At 32.1% G+C, this 17,678-nt stretch carries 18 protein-coding genes; all 18 read right to left on the bottom strand.

Going from position 1 to position 17,678, the window contains the following annotated elements; genetic code table 11:
- Positions 1-13: 13 nt before the first annotated feature.
- The 18 genes from mutL to THYS13_RS02530 all read right to left on the bottom strand — a co-directional run bounded on the left by mutL (position 14) and on the right by THYS13_RS02530 (position 17,678).
- Positions 14-1,855, bottom strand: a complete 1,842-nt coding sequence (mutL, locus tag THYS13_RS02615; protein ID WP_042833026.1) for a DNA mismatch repair endonuclease MutL — start codon at positions 1,853-1,855, stop codon at positions 14-16.
- Complete coding sequence (gene mutS / locus THYS13_RS02610) at positions 1,852-4,455, bottom strand: DNA mismatch repair protein MutS (protein ID WP_042833025.1); 2,604 nt, start codon at positions 4,453-4,455, stop codon at positions 1,852-1,854. The genes mutL and mutS overlap by 4 nt, the downstream gene beginning before the upstream one ends.
- 63 nt (positions 4,456-4,518) lie before the next feature.
- Entirely contained in the window at positions 4,519-5,934 is a 1,416-nt protein-coding gene (gene miaB, locus THYS13_RS02605) for a tRNA (N6-isopentenyl adenosine(37)-C2)-methylthiotransferase MiaB (protein WP_042833024.1), read from the bottom strand.
- Positions 5,935-5,951: 17 nt separating this feature from the next.
- Positions 5,952-6,731 carry a protein-glutamate O-methyltransferase CheR gene (locus THYS13_RS02600; protein WP_042833023.1) on the bottom strand — a complete coding sequence of 260 codons (780 nt, stop codon included), beginning with the start codon at positions 6,729-6,731 and terminating at the stop codon, positions 5,952-5,954.
- An 85-nt stretch (positions 6,732-6,816) separates the two neighbouring features.
- Positions 6,817-7,191: an adenosylmethionine decarboxylase gene (gene speD / locus THYS13_RS02595; RefSeq protein ID WP_003866794.1), complete on the bottom strand. Its 375-nt coding sequence runs from the start codon at positions 7,189-7,191 to the stop codon at positions 6,817-6,819.
- Positions 7,192-7,287: 96 nt separating this feature from the next.
- Entirely contained in the window at positions 7,288-8,388 is a 1,101-nt protein-coding gene (locus tag THYS13_RS02590) for a 30S ribosomal protein S1 (RefSeq protein ID WP_082990360.1), read from the bottom strand.
- Entirely contained in the window at positions 8,375-9,241 is an 867-nt protein-coding gene (locus THYS13_RS02585) for a 4-hydroxy-3-methylbut-2-enyl diphosphate reductase (protein WP_042833021.1), read from the bottom strand. Before THYS13_RS02585 ends, THYS13_RS02590 begins: the two co-directional genes overlap by 14 nt.
- Before the next feature lie 10 nt (positions 9,242-9,251).
- Positions 9,252-9,830: a 1-acyl-sn-glycerol-3-phosphate acyltransferase gene (locus THYS13_RS02580; RefSeq protein ID WP_042833020.1), complete on the bottom strand. Its 579-nt coding sequence runs from the start codon at positions 9,828-9,830 to the stop codon at positions 9,252-9,254.
- Between the two features lie 2 nt (positions 9,831-9,832).
- A complete protein-coding gene (gene cmk, locus THYS13_RS02575) occupies positions 9,833-10,498 on the bottom strand; it encodes a (d)CMP kinase (protein WP_042833019.1) in 666 nt (221 codons plus the stop codon).
- A gap of 10 nt (positions 10,499-10,508) precedes the next feature.
- Positions 10,509-10,808, bottom strand: a complete 300-nt coding sequence (gene aroH, locus THYS13_RS02570) for a chorismate mutase (RefSeq protein ID WP_235603294.1) — start codon at positions 10,806-10,808, stop codon at positions 10,509-10,511.
- Positions 10,809-10,926: 118 nt separating this feature from the next.
- On the bottom strand, positions 10,927-11,388 hold the full coding sequence (locus tag THYS13_RS02565; protein WP_042833017.1) for a hypothetical protein: 462 nt from the start codon (positions 11,386-11,388) through the stop codon (positions 10,927-10,929).
- Positions 11,389-11,458: 70 nt separating this feature from the next.
- Positions 11,459-12,679, bottom strand: a complete 1,221-nt coding sequence (locus THYS13_RS02560; RefSeq protein WP_042833016.1) for an NAD(P)/FAD-dependent oxidoreductase — start codon at positions 12,677-12,679, stop codon at positions 11,459-11,461.
- Positions 12,676-13,305: a histidine phosphatase family protein gene (locus tag THYS13_RS02555; RefSeq protein WP_042833015.1), complete on the bottom strand. Its 630-nt coding sequence runs from the start codon at positions 13,303-13,305 to the stop codon at positions 12,676-12,678. Before THYS13_RS02555 ends, THYS13_RS02560 begins: the two co-directional genes overlap by 4 nt.
- An 18-nt stretch (positions 13,306-13,323) precedes the next feature.
- Positions 13,324-14,031 carry a hypothetical protein gene (locus tag THYS13_RS02550; RefSeq protein WP_042833014.1) on the bottom strand — a complete coding sequence of 236 codons (708 nt, stop codon included), beginning with the start codon at positions 14,029-14,031 and terminating at the stop codon, positions 13,324-13,326.
- A gap of 71 nt (positions 14,032-14,102) precedes the next feature.
- A complete protein-coding gene (locus THYS13_RS02545; RefSeq protein WP_042833013.1) occupies positions 14,103-15,353 on the bottom strand; it encodes a Glu/Leu/Phe/Val dehydrogenase in 1,251 nt (416 codons plus the stop codon).
- A gap of 98 nt (positions 15,354-15,451) precedes the next feature.
- A complete protein-coding gene (locus THYS13_RS02540; RefSeq protein WP_042833012.1) occupies positions 15,452-16,315 on the bottom strand; it encodes a MurR/RpiR family transcriptional regulator in 864 nt (287 codons plus the stop codon).
- Entirely contained in the window at positions 16,294-16,857 is a 564-nt protein-coding gene (locus THYS13_RS02535; RefSeq protein WP_042833011.1) for a 2-oxoacid:acceptor oxidoreductase family protein, read from the bottom strand. The genes THYS13_RS02540 and THYS13_RS02535 overlap by 22 nt, the downstream gene beginning before the upstream one ends.
- On the bottom strand, positions 16,854-17,678 hold the full coding sequence (locus THYS13_RS02530; protein WP_042833010.1) for a 2-oxoacid:ferredoxin oxidoreductase subunit beta: 825 nt from the start codon (positions 17,676-17,678) through the stop codon (positions 16,854-16,856). The genes THYS13_RS02535 and THYS13_RS02530 overlap by 4 nt, the downstream gene beginning before the upstream one ends.

The raw sequence follows: 17,678 nt of genomic DNA, 5'->3' as shown, positions 1-17,678 counted from the left end.
CATCACCCTTATATTACATAATTCTTTTAAACATCTTTTCTAACTGAGTTTTTGTTATAGCGATTACAACAGGTCTTCCGTGAGGACAAGTATAAGGATTTTCTGTAATTTTTAAGTCATCAAAAAGTTTATGAATTTCTTTTTCAGATAAATTATCCATAGCTTTTACTGCAGCTTTACAAGCCATCATTATAATATTTTCTTCTTTTAAGGATATTTTATTGATAAGTTCCTTATCTTTAAGTTTTTCCACTATATCTATAAATAACTGCCTTGCTTCTGGATGTCCTAAAATTACAGGCACTTCTCTTAATATTATAGAATTGTTCCCAAATTCTTCAAATGCATAACCTAATTTATTTAAAAGCTCTTTTTCTTGATTAACAAGTTCTAAATCTCCTGGTTGTAACTCTACTACAATAGGAAATGTTACTTGCCTTGTTTGAATTTTTTCATATTGGGAAGTAAATTTTTCATATAAAATCCTTTCATGGGCAGCATGTTGGTCAATTATATAGAATACATCTTCCTTTTCTACGATTATATAAGTAGAAAATAATGTGCCCACTATTCTTATATCACTTATTTTTTTAGCAAGGTCATTTTTATTTACTTCTTTTTCATGTTCATATTCCTCATAAATTGCCAAATGGTTATCTAAACTACTATTTTTACTATTTTCTTTTAATACATTATCTTTTAAAAAAACATTCTTACCTTTAAATTCATTGTCAAGTTTCTTTTTTCCCTCTTCTAATTCTTTATCAGAAGAAGTCAAGTATAATTTTGTCTGCTCAGCTAAAATAGTTGGAGTTTCAATTTCAAAGATATTTTTCTTTTCTTCAATTTTTACTTCTGGTATCAAGTTGTATTTATGAAGGCTATCCTTTATAGTTTTATAAACAGCTTCAAAAATTCTTCTTTCATCTGAAAATTTTATCTCTAATTTTGAAGGATGTATATTCACATCAATCTGCCTTGGGTCTATTCCCATGTACAAAAAAACAGCAGGATATCGGTTTACAGGTATATAAGTCTTAAAAGCTTCATCGATAGCAGCTGTAAGGGTCTTATTTTTTACGTATCTTCCATTTACATAGAAAAATTGCATATTCCTATTTGAATAATTTAAAGAATTTTTACCTGCTAAAATCTTTAATTTCAAATCTTCACTTTCAAAAGAAGCTGACATAAGAGAAGAGTAGACTTCATTTCCAAAAAGCCTTAATATTACATCTTCTATATTTCCATTACCTGATGTTATAAACTGCAATTTCCTGTCTTTTACATATTTAAAAGAAACTTCAGGATGGGAAAGGCACAATTTAGTTACAACATCGGTTATGTACATAGCTTCTGTTGAAGGACGTTTCAAAAACTTCCTTCGTGCCGGCGTATTAAAAAACACATCTCTTACTTCAATACTACATCCTTTTGCACAACCACAAGTAGTTTTTTCTATTACCTTCCCACCTTCCACAACAACTTTAGTACCAAATAAAGCTCCTTCTTCTTTAGTCTGTAAAGTTACATGGGAAACTGCCGCAATACTAGCTAAGGCCTCTCCTCTAAAACCTAATGTCCCTATACTATAAAGGTCATTGTCAGATTTTATCTTGCTGGTGGCGTGCCTTTCAAAAGCTAAAATAGCGTCTATTTCATTCATCCCACAACCGTCGTCAGATACCTTTATATAAGGAATGCCACCTTCTAAAATTTCCACTGTAATATTTTTGCTTTCAGCGTCAATAGAATTTTCAATTAATTCTTTCACTATAGAAGCAGGTCTTTCAACAACTTCTCCTGCAGAAATTTTATTTATTGTCTTTTCATCTAAAAGATGAATTTTATTCATAATACTCCGCTCCTCAAGGAGATAGCCTTCTCCTTTAATTCATATAAATAATTTAGGGCTTGAATAGGAGTCATATTGTCCACATCGCAATTGGCTATATCATCAATTAGCGAATCCTTTGCCGTAGAAAAAATATCTATTTGAGTAAAGGCAAGTTGCTGTGATGCATTTTCTAATTCGGACTTTATGACCTTATCACTTTCCAAACCGTTCAATATCTCTTTTGCTCTTTCAACAATGCTATAAGGTAGTCCTGCTAGTTTTGAAACTTGTATTCCATAGCTTTTATCAGCGCCACCAGGTACTATTTTCCGTAAAAATATTATGTCATCTTCTCTCTCTTCTACTGAAACATTATAATTCTTTACTCCCTTCATCTTGCCTTCAAGTTTTGTCAATTCATGATAGTGAGTAGCGAACAAAGTTTTAGCCTTTATCTTTTCATGAATATATTCAATAACTGCATGAGCTATACTCATACCATCATAAGTGCTTGTACCTCTCCCTACCTCATCTAGTATTATCAAACTTTTACTAGTGGCAGATTTTAATATATTTGCCACTTCAGACATTTCCACCATAAAGGTACTCTGTCCTGCAAAGATATCGTCAGATGCTCCTACTCTTGTAAAGATCTTATCTACAATTCCAATTTTAGCGTAAGAAGCAGGGACAAAAGAGCCTATCTGCGCCATCAGTACAATTAAAGCAACCTGTCTCATGTAAGTAGATTTACCAGCCATATTAGGTCCCGTTATTATCATGATAGGATTTTCAGGACCAATATCTATATCATTTGCTACATAAGATTCATCAGAAATAGTCTCTATTACTGGATGTCTTCCTTCCTTGATGACTATTCTGTCACTATAATCTACTATCGGTTTTATATATCTATTTGTTTCCGCAACTTCTGCAAAGGAAATGAGTACATCTATTGTGGCTATATATTTTGCTGTGGTTTGTATTCTTACAATTTGTAGTTCTACTTTTTCTCTTATTTCGTTAAAAAGCTGATATTCAAGCTCAATTAATTTTTCTTCTGCTCCTAATATAGTCTCTTCTATTTCTTTAAGCTCAGGTGTCACATATCTTTCTGCATTTGCCAAAGTTTGTTTTCGTATGAATCTTTCAGGAACCTGTGGTATATTAGATCTTGTAACTTCAATATAATAGCCAAAAACTTTGTTGTAACCTATTCTCAAGTTCTTAATGCCTGTTTTTTCTCTTTCTTCAGCCTCAAGATTTGCAATCCAATTTTTCCCTTCTGTTGAAGCCTTTCTTAGCTTATCGACTGTTTCATTGTATCCATCTTTTATGATGTTTCCTTCTTTTAATTGAGTTGAGGGGTCGTCTTTTATTGACTTATCTATTAATTCGTATATATCTTGTAAAGTATCAAATTTCTCGCATATCTCTTTCAAAAGCCTTGAATTGAACTTTTCTAATATTTTTTTGATGTAAGGCAAATTTTGCAGAGATAGCTTTATGGAAATAAAATCTTTTGGATTAATACTCTGGTAAACAATTTTGCTGGCCAATCTTTCTAAATCGTATATTTTGTTTAAAAGTTGTTTTAAATCTTGACGATTTTTATAATCATTAAAAAGTTCTTCTACTGCTTGCAACCGAGTATCAATATGCTCTTTGTTAAGCAAAGGCTCTTCTAGCCATTTTTTCAAAAGCCTTCCTCCCATAGGAGTTACAGTTTTATCTAAAACTCCTAATAAAGAGCCTTTTTTTGACTTGTTTCTATTAGACTCTAATATTTCTAAATTTTTTATTGCATTGCTGTCTAATCCCATATAGGAGTTATCTTCATATATAAGCAATTTGTTTATATGCTTTAAAGCAGTCTTTTGTAATTCTTGTAAATAGCTAAAAAGAGCCGCTAACGAATTAGCCATATAAGGCTTATCTTTTATACCTAATTCTTCGGATTTTTTATTAAATTGAGTTTCTATTAATTTAATTTTTTCTTCATAGTCAAGCTGCTTTTCATAGATATTTATAGCACAGTTATTATTCTTGAAAATTTTCATGTATTTATTATTTTTTAAAAAATCTTCATTAGCGATTATTTCTGAAGGGGCATACTTTGTTATTTCATCATAAATTTTTTTAATGTCTTTACAATTTTTAAGCTCTGTAGCGTATAATTCTCCCGTTGTTACATCAACAGCACAAATTCCATAATTGTCCCTTTCTTTAAAAACAGACACAAGGTAGTTATTTGTTTTTTCATCCATTGATTCAGGATTTATTATTGTCCCCGGAGTATATATTCTTACTACATCTCTTTTTACTAATCCTTTTGCTTTTGCAGGGTCTTCTAATTGCTCACAAATAGCAACTTTATATCCTTTTTTTATCAACTTGTCTATATAAAAGTCTGCTGCATGATAAGGAACACCAGCCATTGGGGCTCTTTCTTCCGTTCCTGCGTCTCTCCCTGTCAAAGCTATTTCAAGCTCTTTAGCAGCAATTTCCGCATCTTCGTAAAACATCTCATAAAAATCTCCTAGGCGGAAAAAGAGTATTGCATCTTTATATTTTTCTTTTATTTTAAGGTATTGTTCCATCATTGGAGTGACGGCCATTTTTTTGCACCTCCGACTCCTCTTTATTATATCATAAAAATTAGCGCCCATATAGGCGCAGTTTTATCTTATAACTTCTACTAATTCTCCCTGCATTGTCCAAGCCTTTGTTTCAGTTATTTTAACATTAGCAAGTTTGCCGATAAGGCTTTCATCTCCCACAAAGTGGACTACTTTATTGGTTCGAGTTCGAGAGGTCAATTTATTACTGTCTCTTTTACTAATTCCTTCTATCAATACTTCCACAATTTTTCCTCTCAATTCAGCACTTTTTTCTAAGCTGATTTTGTTTTGCAACTCTATAAGTCTTTCTAAACGCTCATGTTTTACAGCATCATCTACTTGGTCTGGCATATTTGCCGCAACAGTGCCCGCTCTTTTAGAGTAAATAAAAGTATAAGCGGCATCAAATCGCACTCTTTCTACTAAATCCAACGTCTCTAAAAAATCCTCTTCTGTTTCACCTGGAAAACCTACAATTATATCTGTTGTTATCGAAATTTCTGGAATGTTACTTCTTACTTTGTCAATAATTTCTAAATAGTGTTCTTTGGTGTATTTTCTATTCATCTTTTTTAAAATCTTGTTACTACCAGCTTGTACAGGTAAATGCAAATGTTCACAAACTTTATCTAGATCTCTCATGGCATATATTAATTCATCGGAAATATCTTTAGGATGAGAAGTCATAAACCTTATTCTCTCAATTCCTTCAATATCATTTAGCCTATAAAGTAGTTTTGCAAATGTTATATCTTCATCAAGGTCTTTTCCGTAAGAATTTACATTTTGTCCCAATAAAGTGATTTCCTTATACCCTTTTTGGGCTAATTCTTTTACTTCTGCTATTATATCTTCTGGCTTTCTGCTTTTTTCTCTGCCTCTTGTATATGGCACTATGCAATAGGTGCAAAAATTATTGCAACCATAAATAATATTAACCCATGCCTTTAAATTGCTGTCCCTTTTGACAGGTAACTCTTCAATTACATTTTTTGTATCTTCTATAATATCTATAACTATATCTTGAGAGTTCAAAGCCTCCCATAAAAGCTGTGGAAATTTATATATATTATGAGTGCCAAAAACAATGTCTATATAGGAATATTTTTCTTTAATAGCTTCTACTACATTTTTTTCTTGCATCATACAACCAGATACACCAATAATTAAATTAGGATTTCTAGCCTTCAATTCTTTCATTTGTGATACTCTTCCCAATACTCTTATTTCAGCATGTTCTCTTACAGCACAAGTGTTAAAAAGTAAAACATCAGCTTGTTCCAGATTTTCAGTATATTTATATCCCATCTCTTCTAACATACCTGCCAGTTTTTCTGAATCATGGACATTCATTTGGCAACCGTAAGTTTCAATGTGATAATAAAGGTTTTTACCCTTATTTTCTTCTGCAATTTCTTTCATTATTTTTTCTTGTTTTTTTAATTCTTCTTCAGTCACATAAACATTGGTAGGCATTATTATTACCACCTCTTTTATCCCTGTGGAATAATTTTTTTATAGAAAAAAGTTTTAATTGGTTCAAAATTGTATCTATATGGCAATATTATTTGCTCTGTGCTACCCACAAAAAATATACCACTATCATTTAAAGACTCATAAAATTTTTTATATATTTGATCTTTAGCTGTATCATTAAAATATATTAACACATTTCTACAAATTAATAAATCTATATTTTTAGGATATTCATCTTTTAGCAAGTCATGTTTTTCAAATTGTACACTTTTTCTAATATCTTCACTTATCTGATAACTTTTATCATCAATTTTTCTAAAGAATTTTTTTAAATATTCTTGAGGTACTTTTTTAACAGTCTCAACCGAATATATACCTTTTTTAGCTTTTTCTAATACTCTTCCATCTATGTCTGTAGCAATAATTGTCACATCTTTTAAATCTATAAACTTCGTTAAAAGCATGGCTACAGAATAAGGTTCTTCCCCAGTAGAACAAGCTGCACTCCACACTCTAAAACCTTTTTTTATAATGTTAGGTAAAAGGTCTTTCTCTAAGATTTCCCACTGTGAAGGGTTCCTAAAAAATTCTGTTACATTAATAGTAATATAATTTAGAAACTCTTCATATAATGTTTTATTGACAGTAAGTTCATTAAAATATTCCTCATAAGAGCTAAATTTGTGACTAGTGATTAAAGATTCTAATCTTCTTTTCATTTGCTTTTCTTTGTATGAAGACAAATCTATTCCAGTTAATTTATGTATTTTTTCAACAAAGTCCTCATAACCTACCATAAATATGTTCACCCCTAATTATAGAAAAAAGTGGCTTTAAAAGCCACAAAGGAATCAAAACCTTCATACTATCTATGGAATTTAATCAGTAGTTAACCACCTTCACTGGTTTTTCAAATACTCCACGTTTCACCTCTGTTGCAGTCATGTTTTGTGCTCTTAACATTTTCGCTATATAGTTACAGGCATCCCACGGATTGACATCATCACCACAAGTAAATACGTCAACCGCGGCATAACCCAGTTCTGGCCAAGTATGGATAGTTATATGAGATTCTGATATGACCACTACTCCGCTTACGCCCTGGGGATTAAATTTATGGAAAGCTACTTCCCGTATCTCTGCGCCTGTCACTATTGCAGACTGAACCATTATGTCTTCGATTAATTCCAAGTTGTCTAAAATATTGCTATCGCACCCATAAATTTCTGCCAAAATATGGCGACCCAAAGCATTCATTTTGTATCGTGCCTCCTTTACTAAAATAATGTATACATTCAATGATTTTAATTTTATCAGATTTTTTTCTTTTGTCAAGGTTTTTTACATGACAGTTTAAAAATTTTTATTAAATATTTCTCCCAAGGTGATTCTAAGCTCTTGATGCTCTATTTCTACAATATCTTCTTCCAGAGGCACTTCTTTAAGATTTATTTTTTTGTCTTGTTGATTTATGTTCAATATTTCTACTCCTATAATATCATTCATTTTATATGTTTTGATACTATTTGCTAAATTATTTTTATGAACCAATCCTTCTATTCCTGCTTCTAGCTGCACAAATACCCCAAAAGGCGTAATGTTAGTGATAGTTCCCTTTAGCAAGTCTCCTTCGTGATATTTTGTTTCTGCATTCTCCCACGGATCTGGCAATACTTTTCTCAGGCTCAAAGTAATTTTTTCATTTTTTTCATCCACATTTAATATATAAACCGAGACTTTATCTCCAATTTCCAATACTTCTCGCGGATTTTTAATTCTTTCCCAGCTAATTTCACTTAGAGGGATAAAACCATCAAAACCTCCTATGTCTACAAAAGCTCCCTTATCTATTATGTTTTTTACTTTTCCTTCTACTATATCTCCTTCTTTCAAATTTGATAAAAGCGCTTTTTTAGCCTTTTCTCTTTCTAGTTTCAGTACTTCTTTTTGCGATCCAACAATCTTCTTGCCGGGAATATACTCAATTATTCGAAACCGCAAAGTTTTACCTAAATATTCATTTAATTTGTCGACATAATGTAATTCCAGTTGAGAAGCAGGAATAAAAACCTTAGCTCCTAATGAGTAGGCAATCACTCCGCCTTTTACAACCTCAATAACTTCTCCTTCAATTATCTCTTTATTTTTATAGGCTTTTTCAATTTTTCCTCTGCTCAGCTTATCATCAGCCATAACTTTAGAGGCTAATACATTTCCTTCATCATTTTCCACACTTATTATATATAAATCTAATTCATCCTCAACATTGAAGGTCTTTTTTACATCAAAATTAGGATTTAAAGAAAGTTCATTTTTAGGCACAAAAGCATCTGATTTATAATCAATATTTGCAATAATCCCCTCATCAGAAACTTTTATCACTTTTCCCTTGACAATGTCTCCAGGTCGCAACGTCTTAAAAGTATAACCTTCTAAAAAATCACTCATTCCCATCTTCCCCTTTTAAGAATCTAATTTTCTCTATCACATCTTCTATCACATAATCGGGGGTTGAAGCTCCTGCTGTTACTCCTATAATCTCATGGTCTTTTACCATCTCAAGAGTCAATTCCTCTGCGTCTTCTATATGAAAAGTGTTTTTACAATTTTTTTCACATATCTTTTTTAGTTTTTGAGTATTAGAGCTATGTTTCCCCCCAATTACAAACATTACATCTACCTTTTTTGAAAGCTCATCAGCAGCATCTTGTCTTTTTTGTGTGGCATCACATATAGTATTAAAAAAAATAAGGTCTTTAGCTTTTAGCTTTATTACTTCTAAAATATCTTTCCAATGCTTTTCAATGAGAGTCGTTTGAGCAACTGCACATGCTTTTTCTAATTGAGGTAATTCATAAGCTTCTTCAATTGAATTTACCACATAAGCAGTGTCATCACACCATCCGTTTACTCCTATTACTTCTGGATGATTTCTATCTCCTACAATGATAATAGAGTAGCCCTTGTGGTAGTACTCATAAACTGTATTTTGTACCTTTTTTACAAATGGGCAGGTAACATCTATAACTTCAATTCCTTTTTTAGCGAGAAAATCGTATAATTTTTTAGACACCCCATGACTTCGGATAATTAATTTATCGCCCTCAGTCAATTTATCCAACTCTTCTTCTTCAATAACATTAACCCCTTTTTTCGATAAGTCCGATATAACTTGTGGATTATGAATAATTTCACCTAAAGTATATATTTTCTTTCCATCACCTTTTTCAATTTCCTGATATGCAGTTTCAATAGCTCTTTTTACTCCAAAGCAAAAACCTGCATACTCAGCAATCAATATTTTCATTCTTTACCTCCTACAGCAATTTTGCAATTTCTTGCATTATTTCCTCTCCAATAGCAGAAAGTCTCTCAGAGGAAAGTTTAGAATTAGCATATTTTTCAAAAGTTATTGGTTTACCGATATTTATAATAATCTTAGAAAAAAGGCGATATTTCCCTTTAATTCCTATAGGTACTACAGGAGCATTCCCTTTAATTGCTAATAAGGCAACCCCTGGTTCAGCCTTTTGAAGTTTTCCGGTTTTACTTCTTGTACCTTCAGGGAAAATTCCAATTGCTCTTCCTTTTTTTAAGTAAGTTAAAGCAGTTTTAATAGCTGATAAATCAGCAGTACCTCTTTTAACGGGAAAAGCTCCTAAGCCTGTCCCTAAGAGAAACTTTAAAAAAGGATTTTTAAAAAGCTCTTCTTTTGCCATAAAGTATATTCGCCTGTTTAAAAGTGCTCCTATGACAGGAGGATCTAGAAGACTTATATGGTTAGGGCATATGATTACTGGGCCTTTTTTAGGAATATTTTCAAGTCCTCTTACTTCTATTCTAAATATCACTTTTATAATTACTAATACTATAACTTTAGCAATATAATAAAACATACTTAAATTTCCCCTTTTAATCCTTCCTTTATGATATTATACAGTTTTTCTAAAACTTCCTCTTCTGAAAGATATGTAGTATCAATGACAATAGAATCTTCAGCAATTTTTAGAGGAGATGTATCTCTCTGTGAATCTATAGTGTCACGATTTTCTATTTCTTTTAACACCTCATAATAACTCACATTTACATTTTTAGTTTTAAACTCGCTATATCGCCGTTTTGCCCTTTCTTCTAAAGAAGCGGTCAAAAAAAATTTAAACTGTGCATCAGGCAGCACAACCGTACCTATATCTCTTCCATCCATTACTACATTTTTGCCTTCAGCAATTTTCCTTTGTTTTTGCACTAAAATTTCTCTCACTTTAGGTATTTTAGATACCAAAGATACTTTTTCAGAAACCTCTGGTTTTCTTATTTCTTCAGAAATATCTTTTCCATCTAAAAAAATTTTTTCTCCTTCTAAGATGATATCAGCACTTTGCACAATATCAGCTATTTTGTTTTCTTCAGTAAGATTTATCCCCTGTTGTATGGCCTTATATGTAATGGCTCTATACATAGCACCTGTATCGATATAGGTATAATTTAAAAGCTTAGCTAATTTTTTTGCAACAGTGCTCTTGCCAGCTCCCGCCGGCCCATCTATTGCTATTTTTACAGTCAATACCATCACCTCAAACTAAGTCTGGACGCAGTTTTTTTGCTTCTTTCAAATAAACGTGTTTAACTTCTTTATCTTCACTTAAATTTGTAAAAACTGCAACTCTTATGCAATGGCTGAGACTGCCTTTTACCTCCATTTCTTGTAGGCACATCATAGGTATTGAGGTCATACCCATATTCCTAACTGCTTCGGCAGGGTAAACCGCATCTAAATCACAAGTTGCACTAAAAAAAATAGAAATTATGTTTTCCTCTTCTAATTCATTTGCTTTAATAATTTCTTCAATGAGAATAGTAGTATCCTTTAAAATATCTTCTTTTGTATTTTTGGAAGTTATAGCACCTCTTATGACTTTTATAGGGCATTCTCCTCTCCTATCATCTTTTGTCTTTTTTTATATTATAGCATAATTACCCTTTACAAATAAATCATTTCAGCCTAATCATACATATTTTTTGTATATTCTTATCTACTTTAACTACAGTGGTATTTTGCGGTTCAATTACATTCTCACTAACTGCTACCACCTTAAAATGAAGAGATTCCTTTTCTCTTGTGCCGTCTATTTCAAGAATTTGATTTGGCCTTACTGAAATAGTAATAGACTTGGCAAAAAAATTTGCAACTGGCTCTCCGTCTAGCAATACAAAGGAATTTAATGCTTTATCCTTTTCTACAACCTCAATTGTCACTTTGCCTTCTTGCGAAAGATTAGAATTTAAATTAATCCCCTCTAATCTTTGTGTAGAACTTAAAAAAACTTTTATATCGTCATTTGTCATCAAAAGTTGAGTTATAGCTATACTTAAAAGCCCTAACATTATCAATATTACAAGAATACTTTCACTGTCAATATATCTGTATTTTTTCCTTTTGACTCTTTTTCCCATATTTATCCTCCTTTTCTTATTATATCTTATGCAAAATAAATAAAAAAATGCGGTTTCCCGCATTTCACATTCACGCATTGATTCCTGCCACATATCCCGTAGAAAAGGCGATTTGTAAGTTAAAACCTCCAGTAAATCCATCCACATCTATAATCTCACCTGCAAAAAATAAGCCTTTTATTATTTTAGACTCCATTGTAGAGGGATTTATTTCTTTTATACTTACTCCACCACCTGTAACAATAGCTTCTCTTATAGGCCTTAGGTCTTTTACCTTAAAAGTAAGATTTTTTAAGCTATTGACCAATATCTTTCTTTCATTTTTGGTTATTTCCCTAACTTTTTTATCAGGATCTATATTCGCTTTTTTTATAACATATAGGATTAATGAATGAGGCAATAAATCTTCCAAGGCATTTTTCAGATTTTTATTTTGGTACTTATTAAAATCTCTTAATACTCTCTCCTCCAGCTTTTCAATATTAAGTCCAGGCTTTAAGTCAATTTTTATTACCACTCCTCCCTTACCTAAGTAGTCATGTAAAAACCTGCTTAAGGTGAGTATTGCAGGGCCTGACAACCCAAAATGGGTAAAAAGCGTTTCTCCAAACTCTTCTCTTATTAATTTCTCTCCAAAAAAAGCAGAAACTTTGACATTTTTAAGAGTAAGTCCCATCAATTCTCTTACATTTTCATATGTAACGATTGGCACTAATGAAGGAAAGGGCTTTATAATTGTGTGCCCCAATTTCTTAGCAATTTCATACCCATCACCAGTAGAGCCAGTCGTAGGATATGACATTCCTCCTGTTGCTAATATTACACTATCGCAGTTTAAAACACTCTCATCAACACTTATGCCCTTTACGTGTTTATTTTCCACTATCACATCACTTACTCTGCAGTTATAATTTATCTTTACTCCATATTTTTTAAGCATATTCACAAAAAAATCTCTCACTTCTATTGATTTATCTGAAACCGGAAAAACCCTTAAACCTCTTTCTATTTTAGTTTTAAGCCCATTTTTATTTAAAAACTCTATTAAATCCTTATTAGAAAACTTGCTAAAAGCGCTATATAAAAATTTACTATTTCCTGGAATATTCTCGAAAAATTCTTCTTTGTCAGCAAAATTAGTAATATTACACCTTCCATTACCTGTAACTAATAATTTTTTACCTAAAATGTTATTCCTCTCAAATATACTTACTTCTTTTCCCATCATAGCTGCTGATAAAGCTGCCATCATTCCTGCTGGGCCGCCGCCTACTACAAATACTTTTTTCATATTATTTTTTCATCTCTCCTTAAATGACAAGTATCGTTAAATAGCACCAGAACAGTTTTACCATCTTCCTTAACATCTACTATATTAAGAGAAGTATTATCAAGTCTAAATCTAGGATAAAAACTTAAGTCAATTCCTAAAAGCCCCAAAATCAGTGCTTTTATAGAAGTCCCATGAGAAACAATCAATATATTTTTACCATCATTTTCTTTAACTATTTCCAATGTCTTTTTTAACATTCTCTTTTGAACTTCTTCTAAAGTTTCTCCTTTTTCTATATTAGCTTTAACAGGATTTGTTTTCCATAGTGTATATATTTCTTTATACAATTCATTAATTTCTTCTGATGTAAGCCCTTCCCATATGCCAAAAGACATTTCTCTCAACTCAGGAATTTTCTGAACTTTTAATCCAAATTCTTTTGCAATTATTTGTGCAGTTATATAAGCTCTTTTTAAATCACTTGAATATATGCAATCTATTTTCTCATTTTTTAATCGACTTGCCAGTAGTTCAGCCTGTTTTAAACCTGTAGGTGTCAAATCAATATCTTGTACCCCTTGCATTTTATTGTGTAAATTCCACTCTGATTGTCCGTGGCGTGCTATATACAGTCGTGTAGTCATACAATTCCTCCTTAAATTTTATGCGAAATTAAGGTAAAAGATTTGATCTGCGTAAGAAAGCTTTGACACCTCCCACTTTCTCTCTCTCATTGCAATTTTCTTAAAAGGCAAGCCTAACTCATTTATAAATTTTTCAAATTTTTCATCCAGCCAAGGAGGTGTCCAAGTGCCCGACCTACAAATGTGTATAAGCCCTATCAAATTCTCTTTTGGTAATTCTTTTAGCGATTTATAATACTCTATGTTGTAAAGATTGTTAAAGTCCTCAAAATCTGAAGGCTTTTCAAAAGTGTAAGGGCTATATACAATTTTGGCTCTTTTTACTATATTTTCTTTTAAAAGCTTACCTAGCCAATTAGCGCAATTTAATTCAAAATCCACTGAAGGTAGTCCCCCATATCCTAAATCAGAATGGGCATCAAAAGAAACTACTTCATAACATCCAAAATTTTTTGCTAAATAATAAGCAACTTTGTGGGATTCAGAGACAAAAATTTTAATATTTTTATCAAACTCAAACTGTGTCTTTATTTTATCCCAGAAGCCTTTTATGACTTTACCTACTTTTATAGTCTTTTCCAAATCTTCTCCTTCTAATTTCCCTTTTATATATCTTTTATACCACAGTTGAATTAAATTTTTATCATTTTCTATATAAGAGAAAAACCACTCTTTTTTAGAAGGTATAAAATAATCCCAATCTACAGTTAGAAGACTCCTTACCATAAAGAAGCCTCCTCTGATAAGCTTTTTATAATATTTTACCATATAAAAAAAAGACCTTCAATTGAAGGCCTTTATAACCAACCTCTAATTTTCATAGCTTCATAGACTCGTTTAATCGATATCATGTAAGCTGCTGTCCTCATATCAACTTTGTACTGTTGTGCTAATTCATATATAGCGTTAAAAGCATTTACCATCATAATTTCCTGTCTTTCTTCTACTTCTTTTTCTGTCCAATAATAATTCATGAGATTTTGTACCCATTCAAAATATGAGACTATTACTCCTCCTGAATTAGCTAAAATATCTGGAACGACAAACACGCCTTTTTCTGCTAAAATTTTATCTGCTTCAGGGGTGGTAGGACCATTTGCTCCCTCGCAAATTATTTTCGCCTTTACATCTGGCGCATTTGCAGAAGTTATCTGGTTTTCTAAAGCTGCTAAAGCTAAAATATCTACATCCATTGTTAAAAGCTCTTCATTTGTTATATTGGTTGTTCCCTCAAAATTGCAAACTGTTCCTGTCTTATTTACATGCTCTACTAATTTTTCGACATCAATTCCATCTTTATTGTATATACCTCCATACACATCACTTACTGCCACAATTTTAGCTCCTAATCTATGAAGATTTAAAGCTGTGTAACTTCCAACATTTCCAAAGCCTTGTACAGCTGATGTACAATTTTTGAAATCCATCTGTAAACGTTTTACAGCTTCTCGAGCCATTAACGCAACTCCATACCCTGTTGCAGCAGTTCTTCCTTTGGATCCACCATATATCAAAGGTTTTCCTGTAATGACAGCAGGACTATTGTAACCTATAATTTTGTTGTACTCATCTACCATCCAAACCATAATTTGACTATTTGTATTTACATCTGGTGCAGGTATATCTTTATTAGGACCTATTATGCTCATTATTGCTCTTATATAGCCCCTGCTTAACCTTTGTAGCTCATCGTTAGATAATTCTTTTGGATTTACCACTACTCCTCCTTTTGCTCCCCCGTAAGGAAGCCCTACTACCCCACATTTAAATGTCATCCACATGGATAAGGCTTTTACTTCATCTAATGTAACGTCAGGATGAAATCTTATTCCACCTTTTGTGGGCCCTAATACGTCATTGTGTTGGGACCTATAACCTTTAAAGACTTTTACTGTACCATCATCCATCTGCACAGGAATGGAAACTTCTAATACTCGCATAGGTTCCTTTAAAAGTTCGTAAACAGATTCTTCTAACCCCAGCAAATCACAAGCATTTTTAATCTGTTTTTGCGCAATAATCAAAGGATTTAATGACTCTTTTGACATTTTATTATCCTCCTAATTTTAAAATTTTGAAGCAAATAAATCGATTTCTAAATTATATATTCTACAAATTTTTTAATAATCCTTCAAAAATTTTATTATTAATTTGGCTTTGAGAAATATACTCCATATTCATCCCAAATACTTTCCAATTTTTCAAAGGTATCGGCTATCTTTTCCTTTTCTTTAAGGCCCACAGCTACAACAAGAGCATTGACAAGACTTAAAGGTGCCACTAATGAATCCACAAAAGAAGCCATGTTGCTTTTCGCAATTAATATCTCATCAGCAACAGAGGTAAGGGGAGAAATCAAACTATCTGTTATTGTAACGATTTTTGCATTCTGAGATTTTGCATATTTCAGCACATCTAATGTTCTTTTTGAATATCTCGGAAAACCAATTCCTATCACTAAATCATTTTCACTAACTCTGAGAATTTGCTCGAAAACATCTGATACGCCGGCTTTAACGACTGATACATTTTCCCGTATTAAATTTAAATAAAATCCCAAATATTCTGCAATGACAATAGAACTTCTGGAACCTATTATATAAATTTTTGTAGCATTGATGATATCTGAAACAACTCTTTTAAAGTCATCCTTATTTATTTCATTTATGGTCTCTTTTATGTTTTCTATGTCGGCTTTTAGTACATTATTCAATATAGCAATTTCATCTGTCTCTTCTGTCATTTCTAACCTTTGGACTGTTGTAAGTTTATTTTTTATAAGCTCTTGCAGTGCATTTTGAAGTTCTGGATATCCATTATAGCCTAAAGTATTAGCAAATCTTACAACAGTTGATTCACTTATATTTATGCTGGCTCCCAATTTTGCAGCTGTCATAAAAGCTGCCTTATCATAATGATTTATAATGTACTCTGCTATTATCTTTTGGCTTTTGCTTAATTTTGTATAATTATCTTGTATCCTTTTTATCAAATCATCTGTTTTTGCCATATTTCACTACCCCTCATTTTTACAAGATTATACCCTTCTAATAGAGCTCTTTTGTTAATCTCTTCTGTGGCTGGAGGTACTCTATTTAAAACAGCTCTTTCTAAAGATTCCTTTGTTACCACATTAGTTAACTCTGCTATTACACCTAAAGATATTATATTCGCTACAAAAGCTCTTCCAATTACCTCTTGCGCAGTTTTTATTATAGGAAGTCGGACAACTTTTTGTGTATCTTCATTATTAGGAATTATTGATTCGTCTATTATAATTATTCCATTTTCTTTCATGTCATTTTTATAGCATAAATAGGCAGAAGGTGCAAGAGTAAGTAATATGTCTGGCTTTAACACCTTAGGATACGTTATATATTCATTACTTATTATTACTTCTGCTTTGCTGGACCCTCCTCTTGCCTCAGGACCATAGGACTGACTTTGAACACTATTTTTACCATCCAATATTGCAGCTTCCGCCAAAATTATTCCTGCAAGGATTAAACCTTGCCCACCTGAACCACTTAATCTAATTTCTATTGAACTCATTTGTAATTCACCTTCAAATTATTTAACATTTTTTGATATTCTTCTGCAAATTCAGGCTCATCAATATTTAAAAGCTCCCCAATAATAAATTTGTTATGAAGTTCTTCAGCGTCTATTTTACTAGCTTGTTTTATATCTACCGCATGGTCTTTTAACCACTTTAGCATATCTGCAGGTGTTCCTTTTTTATTTTTTCTTCCATAGTAAGTAGGACATATACTCAAAGCTTCAATGAAGGAAAAACCCTTATGGGAAATTCCTCTTTCAATTAGTTTTGTCAATTGCTGAACATGGTAAGCAGTACCCCTAGCTACGTAAGTCGCACCTGCTCCAATAGCCAATTTGCAAATATCAAAATACCTATCAATATTTCCGTAAGGTGCAGTAGTAGCTCTGTCAAACCGCGGAGTCGTTGGAGAATATTGTCCTCCTGTCATTCCGTAAATATGGTTGTTGTACATCACTACAGTTAAGTCTATATTTCTTCTGCAAGCATGAATAAAGTGATTACCTCCAATAGCCGCATTATCTCCATCTCCAGTAATAACTATTACTGTAAGCTCAGGATTAGCAAATTTAATACCTGTTGCAAAAGCAATAGCTCTCCCATGGGTAGTGTGCAAAGTATTAAAATCTAAATATCCTGATGCCCTTGAAGAACAACCAATTCCAGATACAATACATACCTTATCTTGGTCAAGTCCTAAGTTGTCAATTGCTCTTACAATAGCTGACGTTACTGTTCCATTGCTACAACCTGGACACCAAATATTTGGTAATGTTTCCTTCCTAAAATACCTTTCTACTAACTCAGAAGCCAT

It is taken from the genome of Thermoanaerobacter sp. YS13 (assembly GCF_000806225.2).
GTDB lineage: Bacteria > Bacillota > Thermoanaerobacteria > Thermoanaerobacterales > Thermoanaerobacteraceae > Thermoanaerobacter > Thermoanaerobacter uzonensis.
Note: the sequence above shows the minus strand (reverse complement) of the source record. Positions and strands in the feature narration are given on the sequence as shown.

Excerpts from the sequence above, each read along its gene's own strand:
- mutL (WP_042833026.1), bottom strand. The coding sequence starts at position 1,855 with ATGAATAAAATTCATCTTTTAGATGAAAAGACAATAAATAAAATTTCT.
- mutS (WP_042833025.1), bottom strand. The coding sequence starts at position 4,455 with ATGGCCGTCACTCCAATGATGGAACAATACCTTAAAATAAAAGAAAAA.
- miaB (WP_042833024.1), bottom strand. The coding sequence starts at position 5,934 with ATGCCTACCAATGTTTATGTGACTGAAGAAGAATTAAAAAAACAAGAA.
- THYS13_RS02600 (WP_042833023.1), bottom strand. The coding sequence starts at position 6,731 with ATGGTAGGTTATGAGGACTTTGTTGAAAAAATACATAAATTAACTGGA.
- speD (WP_003866794.1), bottom strand. The coding sequence starts at position 7,191 with ATGAATGCTTTGGGTCGCCATATTTTGGCAGAAATTTATGGGTGCGAT.
- THYS13_RS02590 (WP_082990360.1), bottom strand. The coding sequence starts at position 8,388 with ATGGGAATGAGTGATTTTTTAGAAGGTTATACTTTTAAGACGTTGCGA.
- THYS13_RS02585 (WP_042833021.1), bottom strand. The coding sequence starts at position 9,241 with ATGAAAATATTGATTGCTGAGTATGCAGGTTTTTGCTTTGGAGTAAAA.
- THYS13_RS02580 (WP_042833020.1), bottom strand. The coding sequence starts at position 9,830 with ATGTTTTATTATATTGCTAAAGTTATAGTATTAGTAATTATAAAAGTG.
- THYS13_RS02565 (WP_042833017.1), bottom strand. The coding sequence starts at position 11,388 with ATGGGAAAAAGAGTCAAAAGGAAAAAATACAGATATATTGACAGTGAA.
- THYS13_RS02560 (WP_042833016.1), bottom strand. The coding sequence starts at position 12,679 with ATGAAAAAAGTATTTGTAGTAGGCGGCGGCCCAGCAGGAATGATGGCA.
- THYS13_RS02555 (WP_042833015.1), bottom strand. The coding sequence starts at position 13,305 with ATGACTACACGACTGTATATAGCACGCCACGGACAATCAGAGTGGAAT.
- THYS13_RS02550 (WP_042833014.1), bottom strand. The coding sequence starts at position 14,031 with ATGGTAAGGAGTCTTCTAACTGTAGATTGGGATTATTTTATACCTTCT.
- THYS13_RS02545 (WP_042833013.1), bottom strand. The coding sequence starts at position 15,353 with ATGTCAAAAGAGTCATTAAATCCTTTGATTATTGCGCAAAAACAGATT.
- THYS13_RS02540 (WP_042833012.1), bottom strand. The coding sequence starts at position 16,315 with ATGGCAAAAACAGATGATTTGATAAAAAGGATACAAGATAATTATACA.
- THYS13_RS02535 (WP_042833011.1), bottom strand. The coding sequence starts at position 16,857 with ATGAGTTCAATAGAAATTAGATTAAGTGGTTCAGGTGGGCAAGGTTTA.
- THYS13_RS02530 (WP_042833010.1), bottom strand. The coding sequence starts at position 17,678 with ATGGCTTCTGAGTTAGTAGAAAGGTATTTTAGGAAGGAAACATTACCA.